General features: G+C 63.4%; 16 protein-coding genes and 1 pseudogene. 6 read left to right on the forward strand and 11 right to left on the reverse strand.

Going from position 1 to position 25,132, the window contains the following annotated elements:
* Positions 1–34 precede the first annotated feature (34 nt).
* Positions 35–10,561 (reverse strand): autotransporter-associated beta strand repeat-containing protein, encoded by a 10,527-nt coding sequence (locus AC1RT4_RS15670; RefSeq protein ID WP_493086141.1) that lies wholly within the window; start codon positions 10,559–10,561, stop codon positions 35–37.
* Positions 10,562–10,970: 409 nt separating this feature from the next.
* Here AC1RT4_RS15670 and AC1RT4_RS15675 point away from each other — a divergent pair, with 409 nt between their 5' ends.
* A complete protein-coding gene (locus AC1RT4_RS15675; RefSeq protein WP_493086143.1) occupies positions 10,971–11,930 on the forward strand; it encodes a nucleoside-specific channel-forming protein Tsx in 960 nt (319 codons plus the stop codon).
* 47 nt (positions 11,931–11,977) lie between these two features.
* Here AC1RT4_RS15675 and AC1RT4_RS15680 read toward each other — a convergent pair whose 3' ends face one another.
* The 3 genes from AC1RT4_RS15680 to AC1RT4_RS15690 all read right to left on the reverse strand — a co-directional run bounded on the left by AC1RT4_RS15680 (position 11,978) and on the right by AC1RT4_RS15690 (position 14,017).
* Positions 11,978–12,934: a quinone oxidoreductase family protein gene (locus tag AC1RT4_RS15680; protein WP_493086146.1), complete on the reverse strand. Its 957-nt coding sequence runs from the start codon at positions 12,932–12,934 to the stop codon at positions 11,978–11,980.
* Positions 12,935–12,965: 31 nt separating this feature from the next.
* The gene (locus AC1RT4_RS15685; protein WP_007958996.1) at positions 12,966–13,139 is read right to left on the reverse strand and encodes a DUF1427 family protein; all 174 of its coding nucleotides are present in this window, start codon (positions 13,137–13,139) and stop codon (positions 12,966–12,968) included.
* Positions 13,140–13,228: 89 nt separating this feature from the next.
* Positions 13,229–14,017 carry an AraC family transcriptional regulator gene (locus tag AC1RT4_RS15690; protein WP_085608280.1) on the reverse strand — a complete coding sequence of 263 codons (789 nt, stop codon included), beginning with the start codon at positions 14,015–14,017 and terminating at the stop codon, positions 13,229–13,231.
* Positions 14,018–14,154: 137 nt separating this feature from the next.
* Between AC1RT4_RS15690 and AC1RT4_RS15695 the strand changes: the two genes are divergently transcribed.
* On the forward strand, positions 14,155–14,382 hold the full coding sequence (locus tag AC1RT4_RS15695; RefSeq protein ID WP_011335095.1) for a DUF6555 family protein: 228 nt from the start codon (positions 14,155–14,157) through the stop codon (positions 14,380–14,382).
* Between the two features lie 38 nt (positions 14,383–14,420).
* Positions 14,421–14,693, forward strand: a complete 273-nt coding sequence (locus AC1RT4_RS15700) for a hypothetical protein (protein ID WP_273898807.1) — start codon at positions 14,421–14,423, stop codon at positions 14,691–14,693.
* Between the two features lie 24 nt (positions 14,694–14,717).
* On the opposite strand, the gene AC1RT4_RS15705 is transcribed toward AC1RT4_RS15700, so the two are convergent.
* The 3 genes from AC1RT4_RS15705 to AC1RT4_RS15715 all read right to left on the reverse strand — a co-directional run bounded on the left by AC1RT4_RS15705 (position 14,718) and on the right by AC1RT4_RS15715 (position 16,314).
* Positions 14,718–14,885: a metallothionein gene (locus tag AC1RT4_RS15705; RefSeq protein WP_074689145.1), complete on the reverse strand. Its 168-nt coding sequence runs from the start codon at positions 14,883–14,885 to the stop codon at positions 14,718–14,720.
* A gap of 481 nt (positions 14,886–15,366) precedes the next feature.
* Positions 15,367–15,822, reverse strand: coding sequence for a DMT family transporter (locus tag AC1RT4_RS15710; RefSeq protein WP_493086152.1), 456 nt, complete (start codon positions 15,820–15,822; stop codon positions 15,367–15,369).
* 3 nt (positions 15,823–15,825) lie between these two features.
* On the reverse strand, positions 15,826–16,314 hold the full coding sequence (locus tag AC1RT4_RS15715) for a DMT family transporter (protein WP_493086369.1): 489 nt from the start codon (positions 16,312–16,314) through the stop codon (positions 15,826–15,828).
* A gap of 112 nt (positions 16,315–16,426) precedes the next feature.
* Between AC1RT4_RS15715 and AC1RT4_RS15720 the strand changes: the two genes are divergently transcribed.
* Positions 16,427–17,362, forward strand: a complete 936-nt coding sequence (locus tag AC1RT4_RS15720; protein ID WP_493086154.1) for a LysR family transcriptional regulator — start codon at positions 16,427–16,429, stop codon at positions 17,360–17,362.
* A gap of 21 nt (positions 17,363–17,383) precedes the next feature.
* Here AC1RT4_RS15720 and ctpM read toward each other — a convergent pair whose 3' ends face one another.
* Both ctpM and AC1RT4_RS15730 read right to left on the reverse strand, forming a co-directional pair.
* Positions 17,384–19,066 carry a methyl-accepting chemotaxis protein CtpM gene (ctpM, locus tag AC1RT4_RS15725; protein ID WP_493086156.1) on the reverse strand — a complete coding sequence of 561 codons (1,683 nt, stop codon included), beginning with the start codon at positions 19,064–19,066 and terminating at the stop codon, positions 17,384–17,386.
* Positions 19,067–19,154: 88 nt separating this feature from the next.
* Complete coding sequence (locus AC1RT4_RS15730) at positions 19,155–20,474, reverse strand: Na+/H+ antiporter family protein (RefSeq protein WP_007955962.1); 1,320 nt, start codon at positions 20,472–20,474, stop codon at positions 19,155–19,157.
* A 1,457-nt stretch (positions 20,475–21,931) separates the two neighbouring features.
* On the opposite strand from AC1RT4_RS15730, the pseudogene AC1RT4_RS15735 reads away from it, so the two are divergent.
* Both AC1RT4_RS15735 and AC1RT4_RS15740 read left to right on the forward strand, forming a co-directional pair.
* Positions 21,932–22,078 (forward strand): annotated as a pseudogene (locus AC1RT4_RS15735) (HAMP domain-containing protein); the annotation flags it as partial.
* A gap of 102 nt (positions 22,079–22,180) precedes the next feature.
* Positions 22,181–22,936: a methyl-accepting chemotaxis protein gene (locus AC1RT4_RS15740; RefSeq protein WP_371807414.1), complete on the forward strand. Its 756-nt coding sequence runs from the start codon at positions 22,181–22,183 to the stop codon at positions 22,934–22,936.
* Positions 22,937–23,150: 214 nt separating this feature from the next.
* On the opposite strand, the gene AC1RT4_RS15745 is transcribed toward AC1RT4_RS15740, so the two are convergent.
* Positions 23,151–24,464, reverse strand: a complete 1,314-nt coding sequence (locus tag AC1RT4_RS15745; protein ID WP_493086158.1) for a sensor histidine kinase — start codon at positions 24,462–24,464, stop codon at positions 23,151–23,153.
* Positions 24,461–25,129, reverse strand: a complete 669-nt coding sequence (locus AC1RT4_RS15750) for a response regulator transcription factor (RefSeq protein WP_011335105.1) — start codon at positions 25,127–25,129, stop codon at positions 24,461–24,463. The genes AC1RT4_RS15745 and AC1RT4_RS15750 overlap by 4 nt, the downstream gene beginning before the upstream one ends.
* Positions 25,130–25,132: the final 3 nt, after the last annotated feature.

Below are 25,132 nucleotides of genomic sequence, written 5' to 3' on the forward strand. Positions count from 1 at the left end.
CCCTTGCGGGCGGCTGAAGTGCTTCGCTCCTGAATCAGAACCCAAGACTGAAGCTGATGGTCATCGCGTGGTCGTTGCTCTCGTTCGACAGCTGCCCCGAATAGCCGATGCCGAGTTTGCCGGTCGGGCTGATCTGGAAGTCCACGCCTGCTTCGACCACCGCGCTGTCCTTGGCAATCGGCACGCCCTGGGTGTTGAACGAGGCGCCGCCGTCGATGAAGGTCAGGTCGGCGTCGGGTTTGGTGTCGCCGAAGGCATGTCGCCAGCCGAGGGCCGCGCGCGGGGTGAACTGCCCGCCGTTGGCCAGAGTGATGACCTTGCCGGCGCGCACGCCCAGGGTCGAGAAGGTGATGTCCTGATCCGACTCCGCGCGCAGGCGCCCTACTCCGCCTTTCTCCTTGGCCTTGTCGCTGTCGTAGTTGACGTACGCCAGGCCGGCGAACGGTTCCAGAGCAATCCCGGCCGCTTCGATGGCATAGCCGACTTCACCGAATACCTGGGCGCTGCGGGCGTCGTAATTGGCCTTCAACCGATCGTTGTAGGCACCGACGCTGACGTCGCGCTTGGTCTCGATGTCGTGCCAGCTGTATGCCGCGCCGAGGCGCACCGCCAAAGCATCGAATTGCGAGTTGAGGTACGCCGCCAGGTGGTAGCTCTCGACCGTGGCATCCGAGCGACGATCGTGAGCATCCAGATCGCTGCGGGTGTAGCCGGCGGCCATGCCGACGCGCCATTGATCGTCGAGCTGCTTGTCGGTGCCGAGCATGAAGCCGCTCAGGTTGCGATCCAGTTTCGCACTGTTGCTGTCGCCGTCCGACTCGCCCCAGGCGCCGAGTGCGCGGGCCCAACCGACCATTTCGCCGTGGCAGCCGTTGCTGCTCAGTTGGTTGTCGCTCGGGGCCAGAGCACGACGTGGATCGTCCGGTGCGCTGCACGACGGCTGGCGCATGCGATCGTTGACCGCGTCCCGCACGTAGCGCGAATCCTCGAGGATTGCGCTGGCGGTGCTGGCATGGATTTCACCCGACAGACTGTCGAAGGCGTTACGTGCACCCGCCACGCTGAGGTTGACGATTTCGTTCTGCAACACCGCACCGGCTGCGCCATTGCGCATCAACGCCGAAGCGGTGTTGCCCTGGTTGCCGGTGGCGGCAACGTCGACGAACGAATTGCCGTTGCGGCTGACGACCAGATTCACCGCGTTGGCATCGTATGCCAGCGTCGTATTCAGGAACGCGTATTGCGGCAGATCAGCGGCGCTGAAGGTACCAGTCACCCCGCCGCCAGCGGTGATCAACGAATACACGGCGTTACCGGTAAATGGCGCAAGGCTGTTGACCAGCAGGCCACCACCAAGGGTCGCCGTGCCACCGATGGTCAGCGGTGTCGCCGTTGGCGAACTGACGGTCAGGGCCAGCAGACCGTCGGCGGCGTTGGTCAGGTTACCGGTCACGCTCAGCGTACCGGCCTCGGCACCGGAAGAAACCACCCCGTGGTTGACCACCGAACCGACGCTGCCATTACCGCTCAAGCCTGCGCCATTGGCTACGGTCACCTGCCCGGCCAGCGAAGCCCTCGCCGCTGGACTGCCGATCTGCAGCACGCCCTGGTCCACCGACACTGTGCCGCTGAACGGATGATTACCGGTCAACAACAACGTCCCGGTGCCACGTTTGGCCAATGCCCCGAGACCGCTGAGTGTCCCGTTGAACTGACCGTTGGCGTTTTGCTGGAACACCAGCGATGCGTTGTTGAGGATGTTGCCCTGCAGGCTGGTGGTGTTGCCGATCAACGTACCGCCGCTGACCGTGGTTCCTCCGCTGTAAGTATTGGCGCCACTGAGGATCAGGGTGCCGGAATCCAGCTTCTCGATCCCGCCGCTGCCAATCAGCGGTACGGAAATTTCCGCGCTCGCCCCGGCATTGACCCGCACCGGAGCAAGACTGCCCCCAGGCCCGTTGACCGGCGTCAGCGTGCCGCCGGCGCCCGGAACCAGACTGTAACCGCCGGTGAGGAACTGCAACCCGGTGAAGTTCTGATTGCCTTGCACGGTGACCGTGCCGGCCTGTCCGCCGAATACGGCGAACTGACCGCTGGAAGCCTGCGCCTGAGTGCCGGTCGGATCGGTCCAGTTGGTGCCCGGCCCCCACACGCCGCTGCCACCACCGATGCTGCCGTCCGGATTGGTTTTGCCGCCGTTCCAGAACTGCACTTCATTCGGCGCGTTCTGCACCAGCAGGTTGATCTGATTGGCCAGTGCGGTCTGCAGGGTCAGGTTGGCCACCGGCACCGGCAGGCTGCCGTAGACCAGACCGTTGTCGGTCAGGCTGCCGCCGTAGGTGAACAGTTGATAGACCCCGGTGCCGAAACCGCCAGCGTTGCTGATGTTCAGCGTGCCGTCGAGGGTCAGGTTGCCGGCGACGTTGACCACGGTTGTGGAGCTGGCGGCCGAGCCGAGGGAGAAGTCCAGGTTGGTGCCCGAAGACAACGCCAGCGAACCGACTGACAACGGCGTTGCAGCGCCGCCGCCGGTCAAAGTCGCACCGTTGGCCAGTTGCACGGCGCCTGCAAACACGCCGCTGCCGCCGATTTTCGCCCCGCTGGCAACGTTGACGCTGGCACTGTTGAGCGCACCGTTGACGTTCAGCGAACCGGCCTGCACCGCGGTGTTGCCGGTGAAGGTGTTGTTGCCGGTCAGCAGCAAGGCGCCGGTGCCGGTTTTGTTCAGAGTGCCGACGCCCGTCAGGTTGCCGGTGTAGCTGCCGTCGCTGTTCTGCTCGAAGGTCAGCGTCGCGTTGTTGGCGATGGCGCCTTGCAGGCTGCTGGTGTCGCCGCGGGTGCTGCCACCGTTCAACGTGGTGCCGCCACTGTAGGTGTTGGCACCGCTGAGGACGAGATCGCCACTGCCGTTTTTCACCAGGCTGCCGCTGCCGGTGATCGCACCGATCAGCGTGGTGTTCTGGTTACCGGCCAGGGTCAGTTGCGCACCCAGGTTGATGGCGTTGGCCAGTTGCAGCGTAGAGGTGCTGTCGAGGGTGCCGTTACCCAGCACGCTGAGGGCGCCGCTGCTGATCGCGCTGTTGTTGCCCAGGATCAGCGAGCCGCCGGACAGTTGAGTACCGCCGCTGTAGGTGTTGCTGCCGTTGAGGGTCAGGCTCGATGCGCCGGTCTTGATCAGACTGCCGCTGCCGCTGACCACGCCGCCGAGGGTCAACGCGTTGGAGCCGGCGACGGTGAGTCCGCCGTTGAGCACCACATCGTTGGCCAGACTGATCGCCGTGTTGCTGTCCAGCGCCGTGCCGTTGGCGGCGGTCAACACACCGGTGCCGAGGGCCGAGTTGTTGCCGACCACGATTTTGCCGCCATTGAGCGCGGTGCCGCCGGTGTAGCCGTTGGGGCCACTGAGTATCAAAGTGCCGGCGTCGTATTTGCCAAGGGTGGCGTTGCCGCCGACATAGATACTGATCGACGCTTCGGAACCCGGGTCCACTCGAATCGACGCATTGCCCAGGGAGCCATTAACCAGGTACAGCAAGCCATGTATACCCTGAGTCAGGGTATACATGCCGGTGCTGGCGAACTGCATGCCCGTTACCAATTGCGCACCGTTGATCGATACGGTGCCGCCCGCCCCCTGGAATACGGCAAAATTATTGCTGCCCCACGTCTGATTGACGGTACCGTCGACATTGGTCCAGTTCGTACTGCCGAACACCCAGCTACCGGAGCCACCGTCCACCGAACCATTGGCAACCGTCTGGTTGCCGTCCCAGAACTGCACATTGACGCCCGGTGCGGTGACCAGCAGGTTGACCTGGTTGGCCAGCGAGGTTTGCAGGGTCAGGTCGCCCGGGGTGACGCTGCCCGGCACGGTACCGATCAGCATGCCGTTGTCGGTCAGACCGCCGGTGTAGTTGATCAGCCGGTACACGCCGCTGCCAAAACCACCGATGTCGCTGACGTTGAGCGTGCCGTCCAGGGTCAGGTTGCCGCCGACATTGACCAGCGGGTTGCCGCCACCGGAAACCGGTGTACCGAGGCCGACATCGAAGTTGGAGTTGGCGTTGAACACCAGCGAGTTCACCGACAGCGTGCTGCCGGTAGCGCCGGCCAGATGACCGCCATCCGCCACGGTCACCGCCCCGCCGAGCGAGCCGACGCCGGTCAGGGTGCCGCCGCTGTTGACCAGCACACTGGCGCTGTCCAGCGAACCACTGACGTTCAACGTACCAGCGTTGATAGTGGTGTTGCCGGTCAGGCTGTTGAGGCCGGTCAGGGTCAGCGTACCGGTGCCGAGTTTGCTCAACTCGCCGGTGCCGGTGAGCACACCATCGAAAATGCTGCTGGCGTTGTTGCCGCCGATGCTCAGCGTGTTGCCGCCGCCGATCAGTGCGGTGCCGCTGCCGGTCAGGCTGGCGAGGCTGCCGGAGCCGCCGAGGTTGAGGGTCGCCGCGGCGCCGAGATTGACCCCGGCATTGCTGCCCAGTGCCGAGTTGCCCAGGGTGGTCAGGCTGCCGGATTGCACATCGAAGGTGCCGCTGAAGGTGTTGTTGCCGGACAGCGTCAGGTCGGCCAGACCGTTCTTGGTCAGGGTGCCAGCCCCGGCGATCACGCCGCCAAGGGTCAGGTTGTTGTTGCCGGCCACGCTCAGGTTGGCATTGACGTTGAGGTTGTTGGCCAGCACCAGCGGCGCCGTGGTGTCGAGAGTCGACGCACCCGCCACGGTCACTGCGCCGGAGCCCAGGCCCGCCGAGGTGCCGAGGGTCACGGTGCCGGCGTTCAGCGTGGTGCCGCCGCTGTAGGTGTTGATACCGTTGAGGGTCAGGTTGGAAGCGCCGTTCTTGATCAATCCGCCGGTGCCGCTGACCACGCCGCTGAGGGCCACGTCGCTGTTGCCGGTGTTGGTCAGGTTGGCGTTGAGCACCACGTTGTTGCCCAGCGAGACCGAGGTGTTGCTGTCCAGCGCCGAGGCACCGGCCACGGTCAGGTTGCCCAGACCAAGGGCGCCGTTGCTGCCGGCGGTCAGGGTGCCGGCATTGAGGGTAATGCCGCCGAGGAAGTTGTTGGCACCGCTGAGGATCAGGTTGGCCGCGCCGTTCTTGGTCAGGCTGCCGGCGCCGTTGATGGCCCCGCTGAGTGTCAGATCGTTGCTGCCGACGATGCCAAGGTTACCCGCCAGGTTGATCGCGTTACCCGCCGTGAAAGCGCCGCTGGCATCCAGAGTGGTGCCATTCGCCGCGTTCAGCGTGGCCGAGCCCAGCGCGCTGTTCGACGCCAGAATCAGACCGCCCGCGTTCAGTGCCACCGGCCCGAGGAAGGCGTTGTTGCCGCCGAGGGTCAGGCTGGCCGAGCCGTTTTTGATCAAGCCGCCAGTGCCGGAAATGACACCGTTGAGGGTCAGCGCATTGCTACCGAGCACAGTGAGGTTGCCGTTCAGCGTGGCGGCGTTGGCCAGGGTCACGGCGGTGTTGCTGTCGAGTTGCGTGCCGGCATTGGCGATCAGCGCGCCGCTGCCCAGCGCGGTGTTGCTGCCGACGACCAATGTGCCGCCGTCCAGTTGCGTACCGCCGGTGTAGCTGTTGGCGCCGTTGAGCACCAAGGTGCCCGCGTCGAGTTTGTTGATGATGCCGCTGCCGTCGATGTTCACACCGACCGTGGCGGTCACGCCCGGATCAACCCGCATTGCCGTGGTGCCGCCGCTGCCGTTGACTGCAGTCAACAGCCCCGACGTACCGTTGACCACGTTGTAGCCATCGGTGAGGAACTGCATCCCGGTGAACAGTTGCGTGCCGTTGACCGACACCGTGCCGGCCGTGCCCTGGAACACCGCGAAGTCGCCGGCCCAGGTCTGGTTCAGCGTGCCGTTGGAATTGGTCCAGTTGGTGCCGCCGGCAGTCCATGTGCCGGTGCCGCCGTCCACTGTGCCGTTCGGGATCGTCTGGCTACCATCCCAGAAACGCAGGTTGGTGTTCGGCGCCGACACCACCAGGTTGATCTGATTGCCCAAGGTCTGCACGAGTATGTCGCCGAGGCCGTAACCCACCGGCACACCGGCCACGGTCAGGCCATTGTCGGTCAGCGCGCCGATGTAGTTGAACAAGCGATAGACACCTACGCCAAAGCCGCCGGCATCGGTGACGTTGAGGTTACCGTCGAGGGTCAGATTGCCGCCGATGTCCATCAGCGATGTGGTCGATGGCGTGGCGAGGCTCGCGTCGACATTACTGTTGGCGGTGAGAATCAGCGACGAGGTGGACAAAGTATTGCCCGAAGACAACGCCAGATGACCGCCGCTGTTGACGGTGATGAAGCCAAGCGCCGAACCGGTACCCGTGAGGGTCGCACCGTTGTTGACGTTGAGCTGGGAACTGGCCAGCGAACCGGTGAGGTTCAGCGTACCGCCGTTGACGTTGGTGTTGCCGGTGATGCCGTTGATACCGGTGAGGTTCAGCGTCCCGGTACCGACTTTGGTCAGGGTGCCGCTGCCACCGAGGTCGCCGTCGAAGGTGCTGGTGCTGCTCACGCCGCCCACGGTCAAGGTGTTGCCGCCGGCGACCTGCACGCTGCCGCTGCCGCTCAGCCCGTTGAGGCTGTTGCTGCTGTTGAGAAAGAGATTGGCACCGGCGCTGATGTTGGCGCCGGAGGTGTTGCCCAGCGCCCCGCTGCTCACCGTGGTGACGCTGCCGGAGGCGATGTTCAGCGCGCCGGTGAAGGTGTTGTTGCCGCTGAGCGTCAGGTCGCCAAAGCCGTCCTTGGTCAGACTGCCGGCACCATCGATCACGCCGCTGAGGTTCAGGGTGTTATTGCCGGCCAGGGTCAGGCCGGCGTTGAGAGTGATGTTGTTGCCAACGCTCATGCCGGTGCTGGTGTCCAGCGTCGAAGCGCCGCCGACAGTCAGGCCGCCACTGCCCAGCGCAGCGGCCGAGCCCAGGGTCAGCGTTCCCGCGTTGAGCGTGCTGCCGCCGCTGAAGGTGTTGGTGCCGTTGACGGTCAGGTTGGCCGCGCCGTTCTTGATCAACTGGCCTGCGCCGCTGATCACACCGCCGAGGGTCAGGTCCTGGGTACCGCCGACGCTCAGCGCCGCATTCAGCACGACCGCGTTCGCCAGGCTGACCAGCGGTGAACTGCTGTCGAGCGTTGCCGCACCGCCGACGGTCAAGGCACCCGTGCCGAGCGCCGAACTGTTGCCGGCTGTCACTGTGCCGGCGTTCAAGGTGGTGCCGCCGGCGTAAGTGTTGGTGCCATTCAGATTCAGATTGGCCGCACCGTTTTTCACCAGGCTGCCGGCACCGGCGACGGTACCGGTGAGGGTCAGATCGGCGCTGCCGCCGATGTTCATCGCACCTGCCAGGTTGACCTGATTGCCCAGGGTGACGGCGGTGTTGGTGTCCAGCGTGGTGCCCGCCGCTGCGTTCAATGCACCGCTGCCGATCGCGGTGTTGCTGCCGACAATCAGCTTGCCGACGTTGAGGGCGGTGTTGCCGAAGTAGGTGTTGGCGCCGTTGAGAATCAGGTCGGCCGGGCCGCTTTTGGTCAGGCCACCGACCCCGGAGACCACGCCCGCGAGGGTCAGCGCATTGCTGCCGCCGATGGTCACGTTGCCACCGAGGTTGACGTTATTCGCCAGACTCGTCGCGGTGCTGGCGTCCAGCGTGGTGTTATTGCCGGCGTTGAGAATGCCGGTACCGAGGGCGGTGTCGGAGCCGACGACCAGTGTCCCGGCGTTCAGCGACGTAGAACCGGTGTAGGTGTTGTTGCCGGTCAGGGTCAGGGTCGAAGCACCGGTCTTGATCAGGTTGCTGCCGCCACTGATGACGCCGCCGAGGGTCAGCGGGTTGGCGCCGCCGGCAGTCAGGTTGGCGTTAAGGGCAATCGCGTTGTTCAGGGTCACATCGGCGCTGCTGTTGAGCGTTGCGCCCGCCCCGCCCACGGTCAGCGTGCCGGTGCCGAGTGCCGCGCCGTTGCCGACGGTCAGGCTGCCGGCGTTGAGCGCTGTGCCGCCGGTGAAGGTGTTGGCGCCGTTGAGGGTCAGGTTGGCAGTGCCGTTCTTGATCAGTTGACTGGCGCCGCTGAGCACGCCGCCCAGGATCATGCCGTTGCTGCCGCCGAGGGTCAGGTTGCCGTTGAGGGCCACGTTGTTGTTCAGAATGACCGAGGTGTTGCTGTCGAGGGTCGCGGCGCCGGCGACGGTCAGATCACCGCTGCCCAGTGCGGCGGCGTTGCCGACGGTCAGGGTCCCGGCGTTGAGGGTGGTGCCGCCGCTGAAGGTGTTGGCGCCGTTGAGAATCAGGTTGGCCGCGCCGTTCTTGGTCAGCCCGCCGCTGCCGCTGACCACGCCACCGAGGGTCAGGTTGGCGTTGCCGGCGATATTCAGGTTGCCGCCGAGGGCGACCGCGTTGCCCAGCGCCACGGTGGTGCTGGCGTCGAGGGTGGTACCCGCCGCCGTGGTCAGTGCGCCGGTGCCGAGCGCGGTGTTGGAGCCGACGATCAGCGTTCCGTTATTCAGCGCGGTGCCGCCGGAGAAAGTGTTGTTGCCGCTGAGGGTCAGGTTCGCGGTGCCGCCCTTGATCAGGTTGCCGGCGCCGCTGATGACACCGCTCAGACCCAGCGTCTGGGTGCCGCCGATGGTCAACCCGCCAGCCAGTGCCACCGCGTTGGCCAGGGTCACGGCGGTCGTCGCATCCAGCGTGGTGCCGGCCGCCGCGTTCAAGGCGCCCGTGCCGAGGGCGGTGTTGCTGCCGACGAACAGGCTGCCGCCGTTGAGCGCGGTGGTGCCGCTGTTGGTGTTGTTGCCGGTCAGGGTCAGGCTGGCGCTGCCGCTTTTGGTGATCGCGCCGGTGCCGGACACGATGCCGGCCAGGGTCAGGGCATTGCTGCCGAGCACGTTCAACGCACCGGTGATGCCGACGTTGTTGGCCAGGGTCACGTTGCCGGTGCTGTCGAGACTGGTGCCGTTGCTGGTGTTGAGGACACCGGTGCCCAGGGCGTTGTTGTTGCCGACGCGCAAGGTCCCGGCGCTGAGGCTGGTGATCCCGGTGTAGGTGTTGATGCCGTTGAGGGTCAGGCTGCCGCTGCCGGTTTTGGTCAGGTTGGCGGCGCCGCTGATCACCCCGCCCAGGGTCAGCGCACCGGTGCCGGTTGCGGTCAGGGTGCTGTTGAGCGTGATCGCGTTAGCCAGCGAAATCGGCGCCGTCGCCGAGATGCTCGAAGAGCCGCCAACGGTGATGCCGCCGGTGCTGAACGCCTGATTGTTGCCCACCAGCACCACACCGCCGTTGAGCACGGTGTTGCCGGAGTAGGTGTTGATACCGTTGAGGTTGATCTGGCCGCTGCCGATCTTGGTCAGGCCGCCCGTGCCGGAGATCACCCCGTTCAGGGTCATGCCGTTGATGCCCTGCAGAGTCAGGCCAGTCCCGCCCAGGTTGATCTGGTTGGACAGCGTCAAACCGGCATTGCTGGCCTGGAGAATCCCGCCGTTGGACGTCAGCACACCGCTGCCGAACGCCGCGTTGTCATTGAACTGCGCGACACCGCCATTGAGGGTGGTCGCACCGCTAACCAATGGCCCCTGCAAGGTCCAGGTGCCGCTGTTGAGGGTCAGATTGTTGAAGTTGACGTAGGTTGCGCTGGACGCGGTGCCGGTCCCGGTGGTGCCGCCGCCGAGGCCGATCGGGTTTTGCAGGATCAGCGTGTTGGTACCGGCCGCGCCGCCATCGATCGTCCCGGTCGGAGCGAAGGTCAGGTTGATGCCGATCAGGCCACCGAGGCCGACGGAGACTTGCACGCCGTCACCGACGTTAACGCTGGAACCGGTGATCGCGTAAAAGGTGTTGGTACTGCCCGCCCCCATCGACACGCCGCCGGTGATGTTACCGGCGTTGGTGAAGGTGTTGCCCGCCACCGACGTCTCGAACGCGACCCGGCCGTTGATCGTACCGGTGGCGCTGTTAGTCATGTTGACTTGCGAACCGCCATACACCCCGACCACTGGCGTATCGGCCAGGGTGATCCCGCCGACCGACAGCCCGGTCGAGGTAATCGTGCCGTCGTTGGTGATGGTCGTGGTGCCCGACACCGAGTTGTTCACGGCAATCCCCAGCCCGTCGATGCTGGTCAGGTTGAGGCCGAGCAACATGCCGGTGCCGCGAATGAGCCCGGTGGTGTTGTTGACGATGCTCACCGTGCTGGTTGCGCCGGTGCCGATGAACGCGCCGCCACTGAGGATCGACACCAGGCCGAGCAGGGCCGGGTCGAGGGTGCCGGAGTTGTTCAGGTTGATGTTGGCCCCGGTCAGGTTGATGACCTTGCCGCCCAGCGTCGCGTTCATCTGCGCGCCGTTGGTGACGTTGACCGTCAGGCCGCTGGTGGCGCTGCTGTAGTCATTGAGAAACAGCGGCAGGGTCGGAACGCCCGAACAGGTAATAGTGGAGCCCGCCGCCGAACAGGTGGCGAACGCCTGCTCGCTGACACCACCGAACAGCAGCCCGGCGACACTCAGATGCACAGCAAGGGACAGAGGGGAAAAACGCGAGACGAGGGCAACACCAAACCTTGCTTCCACGGGCTACTCCTTGCGTGGCCAATTTCGTCCTTGAAGGCGTGTAACAGCGGCAAGATCCAACACGCGTATCAAGCGTATGACGGTCATCAGATAAACCATCTCATTCCAGACACACGCTAGTTGATGCCCTGCGATGGAGCACCGGTTAAATAGTGTTAATACTTTTGTGCGATAAGGCCCTGCGTCGATACTTCCGGCCGTTCTGAGCACGGGTTCGGGCTTTTTCAGGCGCGCTTGAGGCGGAGTTGACCGAGCCGCCAGGTAAACTCACGAATCAATCGATTTTTCAGAGAGTTGAGAAACTGGTACGGCTTGTGCAAACGTTTGCGAGTCGCTGTTGACCGCCTTTTCGTTACAAAACCGTACAGGCCCCATGATTCCGGGCCTTGATCCGCAAAAAGGACTTTGAATGCACGTTTCCTCCTGCCACCGTCGTCGCGGTGCGCGCACCTTTGCTGTTTCCCTGCTACTGGCCGGCGTTACCGGAGTTCTCAGTCAGACCACGCTGGCGCAGCCTGCCCTGCCCGAGGAATCCGCCCAGGGCGAAGCCCTCAGCCCCGAAGCCAGTCCGCCGAAAAAAGGCGCGTACCTGTCGGACTGGTACAACCAGGACCTGATGCTGATCGGCAGCAAAGACATCAGCTTCGGCCCGCAACCGGCCGACGACATCTATCTGGAATATGAGTATTTCGGGCGCAAGGGTCCGTTCGAGCTGTACGGCTACATCGACATCCCGAAGATCTTCAACATCGGCAACAGCCACGACAAAGGCGTGTGGGACCATGGCTCGCCGGTGTTCATGGAGCACGAACCGCGCATCTCCATCGACTACCTCGCCGGCCGCAGCCTGGCCATCGGGCCGTTCAAGGAATGGTATGTGGCGTTCGACTGGATCTACGACCACGGCAGCCGTAAAGAGAACCGCGCCAACACGCTGTACAGCGGTTTCGGCACCGACATCGACACCCATTCGCGGGTCAATCTGTCGGCCAACCTGTACGGGCGCTACCAGTGGGAAAACTACGGCGCCAGCAACGAATACTCGTGGGACGGCTACCGCGCGCAACTCAAGTACATCGTGCCGATCGACAAATTCAGCAACGGCGCCTCGCTGACCTACATCGGCTTCACCAACTTCGATTTCGGCTCGGACATCCACAAGGACAACCCGGCGCGCACCGCCAATGCCACGGTGGCAACCAACGTGTTGCTGTACTCGTTCACCCACTTGCGCTTCACCCTGGTCGGCCGTTATTTCCACAACGGCGGCAACTGGGAAGACGGCAGCGAGCTGAATTTTGGCGACGGTAATTTCCGGGCGCGTTCCAATGGCTGGGGGTATTACGCGGGGGTCGGGTATCAGTTCTAAAGCGCAAGGGCTCGCAGCCATTGGCTGCGAGCCCTTGTCGTTTTGCATCAAGGGATGAGGATGACCTTGTCGCCACTGCCCTGATTCACATCGGCATACCGCGCCAGCCCTTCGGCCAGCGGCGCTTCGACCAGCCCTTGTGGCAGTGGCAGCAGGTCTTCGTCGAAGAACCGGCCGAACTGCTCGAGCATCGCCGCACAGGCTTCAACGCCATACAGCAACGAGTTGATGCCGACCACCGAACCGCCCTTGCGATACAGCGCCAGCGCCGGCAACTGCACATGCCCGTCCACCGGCGCAGCGATGATCGCGATCCGACCGAAGGTCGCCAATGCCGCCACCGAGGCCGGCAGCCAGAAACCGGTGGTGTCGAAGATCACGTCGGCGCCGCCGCGATACACCGCGTTGACCTGCGCGCCCAGCTCCTCGGGTTTATCCAGCTGAATCGTCTGATAACCCTGCGCCTGCAAATCCTTGACCTGCTCCGGCCGCCGCGCCGCCGCCAGCAACTGCGCGCCACGTACCTTGGCCAGCGCCAGCGCCGCCGTCGCCACCGCCCCGCCACCGATCACCAACAAACGGGTTTCGGCACTCACCAGACTGCGCTCCAGCGCATCCCACGCCGTGGTGTAAGGCACGCCGAGGCTGGCTGCCTGGGTGAAACTCAAATGCGAAGGTTTATGCGCCACGCCGTTGGCCGGCAGTTTGACGAACTGCGCGTGAGAGCCATCGGCGAAAAAACCCAGCTCACGCCCGGTGCCCCAGACCTCCTGACCGATCAACGCCTGCGGACCTTCGACCACCACACCGGCAAAGTCCCGACCGGGAATGCGCGGCAGCGTGGTGTAAGGGAAACGCCCGAGCACGTTCTTCACGTCGCTGGGATTGAGGCCCGCGGCCTTGATCTGCACCAGCACCTCGTCAGCGCCCGGCACCGGCGTCGGCACCTCGACGAAGCGCAGGGACGACAGATCGCCGGTTTTATCGAATTGCAGTGCTTTCATGGAAATCTCCACCGAAGGAAAAAGACAGGATTCAGGACAGCCAGCCACTGACCAGTTGCCGGCCCATCGGCCACAACTGCTCGCCCGCCAGCATGCCCAACAGGCCCACCAGCGCGATGGTCGGCGGCGCCGGAGAACGGACATCCAGCGCGCCATACAGCAGGCCGACACCCAGACCGACGCCCAGTGAAATCAGGTAATTCATGGGATCACTCCGCCACACAAAGGGAATGGGCAAAGTCTAGGGAAAGGCGGCGACCGGCATCGGCCAAGGACTTCTGAATTTCGGCCAAATCAGCCGGCAAGCGGCCCGCCATCGAACTGCGAAGGCGCGACACCCAGTTCCCGGCGGAACATGTCGCTGAAACTGCTCGGCGAATAACCCAGCTCACGGGCAATCGCACTGACCGGCACGCCCTGGATCAACTCCGCCACCGCCGTCGCCAACTGCACCTGCCGCCGCCACTCGGCAAAGCCCATGCCCAGCCCTTCCTTGAACAACCGCGCCAGGGTGCGCACGCTGGCCCCGGCGTTTTCGGCATGTTGCTCGAAAGGAATGTCCAGCGACGGCGCGGCCATCACTGCCTGACACAGACTCATCAGCCGCCGGTCGGCATCGTCCGGCAGCGGGATCTTCAACTGCGAACGCCTTGCGCGTTTCAGCTCCAGCAGCGCCAGCCCGACCAACGCCTCGTAATACTCGGCATCACCGCTGTCGCCCTGCGCCACCAGCCCGACGATCAACTCGCGTAGCAGACCACCGACCTCGATCACCTGCACCGTCTGATCCAGCGTCGCCGCCAGCGCCGGGCGCAGGTAGATATTGCGCATCTGCAAATCCGACACCACCCGAATCCCGTGCGGCACCCCCGGCGGCAACCAAACCGCCCGCTGCGGCGGCACCACCAGCGCCTCGTGCGGGGTCTCGACCCACATCACCCCGCTCATCGCATACAGCAACTGTCCCCAGACATGCTCGTGCGGCTCGATGAACAACCCACGCGGATACGTCCGCGCCAGCGGCTGCACCGGCACATCGGTATCACTCAGATCAGGGGGCGCAGCGAGGGCCATGGCGAACATTCATCGAGGTTGGCGAAAGCGCCATGGTAACCAGTCCGGCCGGAACCTCGCCATTGATAGATACCGTCGGACAATCCGAGTGAATTTTCCCGCAGCCCAGCGATCCTTCTATTACCACAGGGAGGAAGATGGGCTTTATGAACAACGCAAAACTGTACGTCATCGATTACACCCTTCACGGCGCGCCAAAGTCGTTCATTATCCGCTCGGACAAAATGGACAACACCGAGGCGTGGCACTGGGCAAGCTGCGACGCAGGGGTCGGCCGCATCCCGCGTTTCGGCCGGGAGAAAGTGCAAAAGACCAGCAAGCCGATGGCAGAAAAATTCGGCGTGGAAAACGTCACATGGCGACCGGCAAGCTAAGCTTGCGCGCAGGCGGGGACTATTTCGGGGGGAACAACATGACAACCATCAACAGCCCGGCGCACCTGGACTACGGCCTGGACACCCTCTTGGGCCGCATCACCAAAAGCGTCGACTGCCCGGTTGGCCTGGAACCCGTCGAAAACGACCCCTACCGCTTCGCCCTGCGCGTCCCGGCCCCCTTGCCGGAAGACCTTGAACAGGCCAAAACCATCGTCGTCAACGTCGAAGGCCGCCGCCTGCAAGGCAACGTCCGCCACACCGAACGCCTGGACGACGACAGCCTGAAACTGGAAGTGGAGCCCGACTAGGCTCCACTCATTCAATACCCAAAATTACTTGGGATGCGCACACTGACACCCCTTGCCAGAACACTCCTCACCACTCTTGTGATGATGCGCACAGGCCTCACAGCAATAATGCTTACCGTGCGCCACATAAGAATGCTCACCCTCCTTGATCGTGCAACGACATCCCGGACAATCGCATTTTCTATCTGCCATGGAACAGACTCCTCTGGTGGTGGTTGCCTGAGGCCGAAAGAACAAGCCGTGCTACCAGTGTAGAAGGTGAAAACCACCAAACAACCAAACAACCAAACCACTCACTCCCCCGCCCACCACGATGAGCGTTAGCTCGAGTACCGCTTTTGATCTCAAGGCCCGTCGGCAGGCTGAGTGGAGGGATTGATCCGGGGGTGGGAGCGCAGCGACCGTGCGGCGCAGCCGCATGCATCGAGAGGAGGTGTAGCGAAGCAAACCGTAGGCGATGCCCCCGGATCAATCCCGGAGCGAAGGAACCCGAGCCACAGCGAGGGCCGTACGTCAGGGTAAAGCCTTTTGGGTTACCTTTTCGCTGGGCCGGCACTCCGGCGTTTGGAAAAGGTGACTCGCCGTAAGGGCGAAACCGCCAGCAGCAGCCCCCGAAGCAACGGATATTCACCCAAAAAACCCATGAATCTGGTCGGCCCGAAGGCCGCCAAGTTCAAACGGACTGGCGCACGCTGCTGCGATACATGAATACCAGCGCCAGCCCCAAACAAACCATCGCCAGAATCCGCGCCCCGGACAATTCGATTGCGGGGTTACCCAGCCAGCCAAAGTTATCGATCAGCATCCCCATTCCAAGCTGCCCGACAATAACCGCCACCGTGGCCACGGCCGTACCAACGCGCGGTACCGCACCGACCATCACCATCATATAAACCACCCCGAACAAAGCACCGCTGAGCTGCCATTTCGGCACATCCAGCAGGCTGACCGCATGGGCCGGTTCGAAAAACAGGATCAGCAGCCCCGTACTCACCGCGCCAACCACGAAAGTCAGGAGGCTACTGCGCAACACACCAACGGTTTCCCCAAGACGCCCATTGATCGCCGCCTGCACACTCAACACCGCACCGGCCAACACCACCACCGCCAACAAAATAACCAGACTCATCACTCACCCCCGCGCAATCAAAATCAAAGCCACCACAATCAACCCCAACGCCAGCCACCGCTCAGCATTGACCTTTTTGCGCGTAGCCCCAAACCACCCGAAATGGTCAATCAGCACACTCTTGCCAACCTGCCCCGACAGAATCGCAATCATCGTCATCGCAATCCCGATATGCGGCGTGGCCAGCGTCAGCACCACCACATACATCGGCCCCAGAAACCCGCCGATCAACTGCCAGCGCGGCAGATCCGTCAGCGCCGGCCCCTTCTGCGGCCCCGCAAACAACAACAGCAAAAACAGAATCGCCGACCCAACCCCGAAGATGCTCAAGGTCGCCCACAAATGCCCGACCTGCTCACCCAACGGCCCCAGCAACCCCGCCTCCACCGACAATCCCATGCCGGCCAGAATCACCAGCGGCAACAGCAACAAACGCAAACCAGCCCGCGCGACCGGGGCCGGCGCGGCACTCACTTCATCAAACGACTGCATCTGAAAAAACCTCTGAAAGAAACGATGGCGCGGATTATCGGCTGGCGCAGCTGTGCGATAAATGGGAGCATCCGGACAACACTTTTGCGCAACTCGCACAGCAGGACACACGATGCACGGACTCAACGAACTGGGATTCAAGGCACTAAGGCTGTTTGTGGCGGTGCTCGACCACGGCAGCTTTTCCGAAGTCGCCCGCCGCGAGGGCGTGGCGCCCTCCTCGATTTCCCGGCAGATCCAGTTGATGGAACAGGCGCTGAACCAGCAATTGCTCTACCGCCACACCCGTGCGGTCACGCCGACCGAGGCCGGGCGCATGCTCGGCCACCACGCGCGGCTGGTGCTGGTGCAACTGGAAGAAGCCGAACAGGCATTGCAGGAACAGCAAAGCGAACCAACCGGCCTGGTACGGATCAACGCCCCGGTGGTGTTCGGCCAGCGCCACCTGACGCCGTGGCTGGGCCGTTTGTGCGAGCGCTATCCGAAGCTGCAACTGGACATCCAGCAGACCGATCACTACATCGATCCACTGCAGGAAGGCGCCGACCTGCTGTTCCGCATCGGCCCGCTGCACGACTCGAGCATGCAGGCGAGGATCCTCGCGCCGCACCGCTTTCAGGTCGCGGCCAGCCCGGCGTATCTCAAGCGACTTGGCACACCACAGCATCCCGACGACCTCGCCCGCCACCAGTGCCTGGCCTACAAGGGCGCGACCGGCCAGCAGCGCTGGTTCTTCCGTCAGGATCAGGGTGAATGGACACCCTATGCAGTCAAGGGCCCGATTACCGGCAACCATGCGGACACGTTGACCCAGGCCGCTGTGCAAGGGCTGGGGCTGGTGATGTTTCCGTCATGGCTGATCGGCGAGGCGGTGCGGGAAGGCACGCTGGTGCCGGTGTTGGGGGGGTATCAGGTGTCGAACAGTGTCGAGCCGCAGCAGATTTCGGTGCTGTGGCCGGGGAGTCGGCGATTGTCGGTGAAGGTGCGGACGGTGATTGATTTCTTTATTGAGTGTTTTGGCGAGGTGCCGTATTGGGACAGACCCTGACGGTCTGTCCCGACTACGCCATCAGATACGGAACTGGCCCACCAGCTTGCCCAACCGCTGCCCCAGATCCGCCAGACTCCGCGAAGTCTGCGCCCCCAACTGGGTCTCATCCGCCACGTTATCCACCGCCACCGCAATCTGATGCACGCTGCGGTTGATCTCTTCCGCCACCGCCGTCTGCTCTTCAGCAGCACTGGCGATCTGCGCGTTCATCGAGTTGATGGTCGCAATCAGATCCGCCATCGCATCCAGCGACGCCCCCGCTTGATTGGCCTGGGCCGACGTGCCGTCACCCGCCTCGCTGGAACGGCGCATCGCTTCAACCGCCGACTGCGTCCCCGCCTGCAAGCGGTCGATCATCCCCTGAATTTCCTGAGTGCTGATCTGCGTGCGCGAAGCCAGTGCCCGCACTTCATCCGCCACCACCGCAAACCCGCGCCCGGCCTCGCCCGCCCGGGCTGCTTCGATCGCGGCGTTGAGCGCCAGCAGGTTGGTCTGTTCGGCAATCGAACGGATCACCCCGAGCACGCCGACAATCGACGACACGTCCTGCTGCAGGCTGTCGAGGGACACGCCGCTGCTGCGGATGTCGTCCACCAGCGCATGAATCTGCTTGATGCTGCCGGCCACCACGCGCTTGGCGGTCTGGCCTTCTTCGTCTGTCTGCTGCGCGGCGACGGCGGCGTTCTGTGCGCTCTTGGCAACTTCCTGCGCAGCGGCGGACATCTCGTTGATTGCCGTGGCGACCTGATCGGTTTCGTGACGCTGACGTTCCATGGCCTGATCGGAGCGCTGGGCCTGATCGGACACCTGCGTCACCAGACCGGTCAGTTGCGACGTCATCTCGGTGATCTGCCGCACCAGGCTGTGGATCTTGTCGACAAAGCGGTTGAACGAGCCGGCCAGTTCGCCGAGTTCGTCCTGGCTGGTGATGGTCAGGCGCCGGGTCAGGTCGCCCTCGCCCGCCGCGATGTCGTCGAGGTTGGCTTTCATCAAGGTCAACGGTCGCAGGATGGTGTTGGCCAGCAACATCCCCGCCGCCGCGATCACCAACAGCACCACCACCGCCACGCCGACGATGCTCAGCACCACGCCCTGCATGCGCTCCTGCACCTTGGCCTCGACCACCGCCACTTGCGCTTCGATGCCGTCGAGGTTGACCGATGTACCAACCGCCATGTCCCACTTCGCCAGGTATTCGGTGTAGCCGAGTTTCGGCACCAGCACTTGCGCGTTACCCGGCAGCGGCGAGCTGTATTGCAGGTAGTGGGTGCCGTCCTTCGCGACTTTCACCAGATCGCGGTTGACGTAAACGCCGTTCGGGTCGCGGTTGTCCTTGAAGCTTTTGCCCACGCCTTCGGGGTCGTTGGCCTTGAACAGGCGCACGGTCTCGGAGTCGTAGCCGAAGAAGTAACCGTCCTTGCCGTACTTGATGCTCGACAGCAGTTTGATCACCTGCGCCCGCGCGTCGGCGTCACCGGGGGCGGCAGCGTCGTACAGCGGTTTGATGGTGGTCATGGCCACGGCGACGTAGCTGGCCAGGGTGGCCTTGGCGTCGCCGAGCAGGCGTTCGCGGGTCTGTTCGACTTCCTTGCGCGCCTGTTCCTGAAGGATGAACAGCGTGGTCAGGCTGATCACCAGCGCAAAGAGCAAGACCGGAAGGACGGCAAGGGACAGGACTTTAGCCTTGAGACTCAGGCGCATGGGGGCTCACTCTTTTGGTTTTATTGGCGTGGATAAAGGCTTTAACGGCACACCGGAACAAAAGTTGAGTGAGTCCCCCCAGGGGGCGTTACAACACCATCGCGGCAACCCAGCCAAACGCCAGCAGCGGCAGGTTGTAGTGCAGGAAGGTCGGAACCACGGTGTCCCAGATGTGGTGATGCTGGCCGTCGACGTTCAGGCCGGAGGTCGGGCCGAGGGTCGAATCCGAGGCTGGCGAACCGGTGTCGCCCAGCGCCCCGGCCGTGCCGACGATGCACACGATCGCCATCGGGCTGAAGCCCAGTTGCACGCACAGCGGCACAAAAATCGCCGCGAGGATCGGCACCGTTGAAAACGACGAACCGATGCCGATGGTCACCATCAGCCCCACCAGCAACATCAGCAGCGCGCCGATGGCCTGGCTGTGATCGATCCACGCCGCCGCGCTTTCCACCAGCGAACGTACTTCACCGGTGGCCTTGAGCACTTCGGCAAAACCCGAGGCGGAGATCATGATGAAGCCGATCATCGCCATCATCTTCATGCCTTCGGTGAACAGGTCGTCGGTCTCACGCCACTTGACGATGCCCGACGCCGAGAAGATCAGGAACCCGGCCAGCGCGCCGATAATCATCGAATCCAGCAGCAACTGAATGATGAACGCCGCCGCGATGGCCAGACCGGCGATGCCGATCGTCATCGGGTTGTAGGCGACGCTGACCTGCTCCACCTGCTCGATCTTTTCCAGGTCGTAGACGCGCTTCTTGCGGTAGCTGAAGAACACCGCCAGCAACAGGCCGAAGACCATGCCCGCCGCCGGAATGGCCATGGCGTGCATGACGTTGATCTGGCTGATGTCAACGCCGGCCTTGCTGACGTTGGCCAGCAGGATCTGGTTGAGAAAGATGTTGCCGAAACCGACCGGAAACACCATGTACGGCGTGATCAGGCCGAAGGTCATGACGCAGGCGATCAACCGGCGGTCCAGTTGCAGTTTGGTCAGTACATATAAAAGCGGCGGCACCAGCAGCGGAATGAACGCGATGTGGATCGGCAGGATGTTCTGCGAGGCAATCGCCACCACCCACAGCAGGCCGATCAGCATCCATTTGACGCTGCCGCCACCGGTCGCATGCTGGCGGTCGACCATCGCCAGAGCCTTGTCGGCCAGCGCATGGGCCAGGCCGGACTTGGCAATCGCCACGGCGAAAGCGCCGAGCAACGCGTAGGACAACGCCACCGTCGCCCCGCCACCCAGGCCACTGTTGAAGGCCTTGAGCGTGGCGTCGATGCCCAGACCACCGGTCAGGCCACCGACCAGCGCACCGACGATCAACGCGATCACCACATGCACCCGGGACAGGCTGAGGATCAGCATGACGCCGACCGCAGCAATCACTGCATTCATTTCACTACCTCAAAAACACGACGGTAAAGCCATTCACCGCCAGACAGGATGAGTCCGGCCGGCAAGCCACGAGGGTCGCCAGCGGATTTGCATAGAGGGTCTTATTAGAAGGGCGCGCACTGTGCCGCAGAGCGGGCGCAGTGTCAAAGCGAGCGGTCGGGGCACTGTGTAACTTTGCATGATCAAAGCGCTGAAGACGGCATATCCGCCACAACATGCGTCAATTCGCCATATTGCATTTGCACCATAAAGAAAGTCGAAACGCGGCCGTTACAGTGCAAAGTCTCAGATATTTATCGAATAAGGACGTCTCCATGTCGCTCAGACAACTTTCCATCCAATGGAAAATCACCCTGCTCGCCGGACTCTGCCTGGCCGGTATCGTGACCCTGTTGGTGGGTCTTTCGCTGTATCGCATGGAGCACAGTTCCGAACTGGTAAAAGCTTCGAGCATGGAAATGCTCACCGAATCGGCCCAGGCTCGCATCGAATCCCAGGGCGAAGTCCAGGCAGCAGGCATTCGCCAGCAGTTCATGGACGCCTATCAATATGGTCACGGTTTCTCGCGTCAGGTACTGTTCCTGCGCGAACAGGCCGAAAAGCGCTTCCTCGATGCCTTCGACCTGCGCGAAGACATGACCCGTCAGGTGAAATCGGCGTTGCAGGCCAACCCGGATCTGCTCGGCCTGTCGCTGGTGTTCGAAGCCAACGCGCTGGACGGCAAGGACGAGCTATTCGCTGGGCAAAATGAATTAGGCAGCAACGACAAGGGCCGCTTCGCCCTGTACTGGTCGCAACCGACCCCGGGCAAAGTGACCTCGATGGCACTGCCGGAAAGCGACATGGCCGACACCAGCACCGGCCCCAGCGGTCAGGCCGCCAACGCCTGGTTCACCTGCCCGCGCACCACGCTCAAACCGTGCGTGATCGAACCCTACTTCTACGTGATCGACGGGCAGAAGGTGCTGATGACCAGCATCGTGTTCCCGCTGATGGTCAACGGCAAAGTCATCGCCTCGCTGTCGGTGGACATCAACCTCAACAGCCTGCAAGCGATCAGCCAGAGCGCCAGCAAAAAGCTCTATGACGGCCAGACCGCCGTGAGCATCATCAGCCCCGCCGGCCTGCTCGCCGGTTACAGCCCGGACGCCAATAAACTCAGCCAACGCCTGGACGCCGTGGACACCACCAGCGGTGCCGAACTGCTGCGTCTGCTCGCTTCGAGCCACACCGTCAGCAGCCTGCACAGCAATGCGCAACTGAAAGTGCTGTCGCCGTTCCAGCCGATTCCCGGCGGCCCGTCGTGGGGCGTGCTGCTCGATGTACCTGAGAAAGTGCTGGTCAGCCGCGCCGAAGCGCTCAAGCAACAACTGGATGCCAGCAACACCTCGGGCACCCTGATCGAACTGAGCCTCGGTGTGCTCGCCGCGCTGATCGGCCTGTTGCTGGTGTGGCTGATGGCTCGCAGCGTGACCAAGCCGATCCTCGGCGTGGCCCATATGCTGGAAGACATCGCCAGCGGTGAAGGCGACCTGACCCGTCGTCTGGCCTACGACAAGAAGGATGAACTCGGTCAACTGGCCGGCTGGTTCAACCGCTTCCTCGACAAGCTGCAACCGATCATCGCCGAGGTGAAACGCTCGGTGCAGGACGCGCGCAACACTGCCGACCAGTCTTCGGCGATCGCGACCCAGACCAGCGCCGGCATGGAGCAGCAATACCGTCAGGTCGATCAGGTCGCCACTGCGTCCCACGAAATGAGCGCCACCGCTCAGGACGTCGCCCGCAGCGCGGCGCAAGCTGCCGAAGCCGCCAAGGATGCCGACCGCGCCACCCGTCAGGGCCTGACCGTGATCGACCGCACCACCGCCAGCATCGACACCCTCGCCGCCGACATGAGCGCAGCGATGGTGCAGGTCGAAGGCCTGGCCGCCAACAGCGAGAAGATCGGCACCGTGCTGGAAACCATCCGCGCCATCGCCGAACAGACCAACCTGCTGGCCCTCAACGCCGCCATCGAAGCCGCCCGTGCCGGTGAAGCCGGTCGCGGTTTTGCGGTGGTCGCCGACGAAGTGCGCAACCTCGCACGTCGTACTCAGGAATCGGTGGAAGAAACCCGCCAGGTGATCGAACAGTTGCAGAACGGCACCCAGGACGTGGTCGGCTCGATGGGCAACAGCCATCGCCAAGCCCAGGGTAGCGTCGAACAGGTCGGCCAGGCCGTGACCGCACTGCGCCAGATCGGCGATGCGGTGACTGTAATCAGCGACATGAACCTGCAGATCGCCAGCGCTGCCGAAGAGCAGAGCGCGGTGGCTGAAGAGATCAACAACAACGTGGCAACGATTCGTGATGTGACGGAGTCGCTGTCGGGACAGGCGAATGAATCGGCGCGGGTGAGTCAGTCGCTCAATAGCCTGGCGAATCAGCAGCAGAGTTTGATGGATCAGTTTCGGGTTTGACTCGGGATTGCTGAAGATCAAGAGCTACCCCCTCACCCCAGCCCTCCCGAAACGTCGGACCGCCCCCAAGGGGGCGAGGGGAAAGGGAGCCGATCTCCGTCGTTGTCAGAACGTACGTTCAACTCGATAGATCAGGTCGGCGTAACTCGGAAAAACAACTCGGTCAGTCCCCTCTCCCTCCGGGAGAGGGTTAGGGTGAGGGCGCTTTTGAACCTCACCGCCGAGGCAACTGAATCTCCACCTTCAACCCGCCCCACTCGCTTTCGCCCAACACCAAAACCCCGCCCCACGTCTCGACAATATCCCGCACAATCCCCAGCCCCAACCCATGCCCATGGGTCTGCTCATCCAGCCGCGTCCCCCGGCTGAACACCTGAGCCCGCTGCGCTTCGGGAATCCCCGGCCCGTCATCTTCCACGCTCAGCACAAAACCTTCGGCCGTTTCGACCACGCTCAGCCGCACCTCGGCATCCGCCCACTTGCAGGCGTTGTCCAGCAGGTTGCCGAGCAGCTCCAGCAGGTCCTCACGATCCCACGGCAATTGCAGGCCCGGCGGTGCCACGTAATTCAGCTCCAGATGCTCGCCATGGATCATGTTCAACGTCGACAACAACCCCGGAAGCTCCGCATCGCAATCGAACAGCGCTCCCGGCAACGCATCGCCAGAGAGCCGCGCGCGGTTGAGCTCGCGGTTCAGTCGTTGCTGAACCTGCTCCAGTTGTTCCCTGAGAATCTTGCGCAGCTCCGGGTGCGCGTCGAGCCTTTCACTCGACGCCAGACTGAGCAGCACCGCCAACGGGGTTTTCAGCGCATGCCCGAGATTGCCCAGGGCATTGCGCGAACGCTTGAGGCTGTCTTCGGTGTGCGCCAGCAAATGGTTGATCTGCGCCACCAGCGGTTCCAGTTCCGCCGGCACTTGCTCATCGAGTTGTGAGCGCTGGCCCTGCTGCAACTGGGCGATCTGTTCGCGAGCCTTTTCCAGCGGACGCAACGCGCGGCGCACGGTCAGGCGTTGCAACAACAGAATCAGCAGCAACCCGGCCAGCCCGAGACCGAGGCCGATCTGACGCATGCGCTGGAAGCTCTCGCGCACCGGCGTGTAATCCTGGGCCACGCTGATGGAAATCGACTGGCCGAGCCGTCGATAGTCCGAACGCAACACCAGCAGTTGCTGGCCGTCCGGCCCCAATTGCAGGTTGCTGTGCAGGCCCGGACGTTCAAGCATCGGCAGCTCCTGATCCCACAGCGAGCGGGAACGCCAGTGGCTGTCGGCAAAATCAATACGGAAATAATGCCCGGAAAACGGCCGCTGATAGGCCGGCGACAGGTGCCGCTCATCCAGTTGCAGACCCTGCGGGCCGCGCACCAGCGCCACCAGCAGGTTTTCACTGTCGTTGCGCAGACCCGCTTCGAGGTAACGCTGCAATCCCACTTCGAACAGCCACAGACTGGTTTGCGCCAGCACCAGGCCGACGATCACCATCACACTGATCAGGCCCAGGCTCAAGCGGCGCTGGATCGATCTCACGAAGCCTGTCCGCCAAACAGATAACCCTGGCCGCGACGGGTTTCGATCACGCTTTTGCCGAGTTTGCGCCGCAGGTGATTGACGTGGACTTCAAGCACGTTGGAATCACGCTCGGTCTCACCGTCGTAGAGGTGTTCGGCGAGGTGGCTTTTGGAGAGGATCTGTTCCGGGTGCAGCATGAAGTAGCGCAGCAGACGGAATTCGGCGGCGGTCAGCTGAATGTCGGCGCCGTCGCGCACGACACACTGGCGGCCTTCGTCCAGGTGCAGCCCGGCAGCCTTGAGCGTCGGCTGGTTGGCCTGGCCCTTGGAGCGGCGCAGCAGCGACTGAATGCGCAAATACAGTTCTTCCGGGTGGAAGGGTTTGGTCAGGTAATCGTCGGCACCGGCCTTCAGGCCTTCGATGCGCTCGGCCCAGGAATCGCGAGCGGTGAGGATCAGCACCGGAATCGTCAGACCGCCGGCTCGCCACTGCGCCAGCACCTCAAGCCCCGGCACGCCGGGCAGACCGAGGTCGAGGACGATCAGGTCGTAGGGCTCGCTGCTGCCCTGATAGACGGCATCGCGCCCGTCCGCCAGCCAGTCCACCGCGTAGCCCTGACGTTGCAGGCCGGCGAGCAGTTCGTCGGCCAGCGGTACGTGGTCTTCCACCAGAAGCAAGCGCATCGG

The organism is Pseudomonas sp. GW821-FHT11D10 (assembly GCF_058808435.1).

Coding starts and splice junctions, on each gene's coding strand:
- AC1RT4_RS15675 (WP_493086143.1), top strand. CDS start 10,971: ATGCACGTTTCCTCCTGCCACCGTCGTCGCGGTGCGCGCACCTTTGCT.
- AC1RT4_RS15680 (WP_493086146.1), bottom strand. CDS start 12,934: ATGAAAGCACTGCAATTCGATAAAACCGGCGATCTGTCGTCCCTGCGC.
- AC1RT4_RS15685 (WP_007958996.1), bottom strand. CDS start 13,139: ATGAATTACCTGATTTCACTGGGCGTCGGTCTGGGTGTCGGCCTGCTG.
- AC1RT4_RS15690 (WP_085608280.1), bottom strand. CDS start 14,017: ATGTTCGCCATGGCCCTCGCTGCGCCCCCTGATCTGAGTGATACCGAT.
- AC1RT4_RS15695 (WP_011335095.1), top strand. CDS start 14,155: ATGAACAACGCAAAACTGTACGTCATCGATTACACCCTTCACGGCGCG.
- AC1RT4_RS15700 (WP_273898807.1), top strand. CDS start 14,421: ATGACAACCATCAACAGCCCGGCGCACCTGGACTACGGCCTGGACACC.
- AC1RT4_RS15705 (WP_074689145.1), bottom strand. CDS start 14,885: ATGGCAGATAGAAAATGCGATTGTCCGGGATGTCGTTGCACGATCAAG.
- AC1RT4_RS15710 (WP_493086152.1), bottom strand. CDS start 15,822: ATGAGTCTGGTTATTTTGTTGGCGGTGGTGGTGTTGGCCGGTGCGGTG.
- AC1RT4_RS15715 (WP_493086369.1), bottom strand. CDS start 16,314: ATGCAGTCGTTTGATGAAGTGAGTGCCGCGCCGGCCCCGGTCGCGCGG.
- AC1RT4_RS15720 (WP_493086154.1), top strand. CDS start 16,427: ATGCACGGACTCAACGAACTGGGATTCAAGGCACTAAGGCTGTTTGTG.
- ctpM (WP_493086156.1), bottom strand. CDS start 19,066: ATGCGCCTGAGTCTCAAGGCTAAAGTCCTGTCCCTTGCCGTCCTTCCG.
- AC1RT4_RS15730 (WP_007955962.1), bottom strand. CDS start 20,474: ATGAATGCAGTGATTGCTGCGGTCGGCGTCATGCTGATCCTCAGCCTG.
- AC1RT4_RS15740 (WP_371807414.1), top strand. CDS start 22,181: ATGGAGCAGCAATACCGTCAGGTCGATCAGGTCGCCACTGCGTCCCAC.
- AC1RT4_RS15750 (WP_011335105.1), bottom strand. CDS start 25,129: ATGCGCTTGCTTCTGGTGGAAGACCACGTACCGCTGGCCGACGAACTG.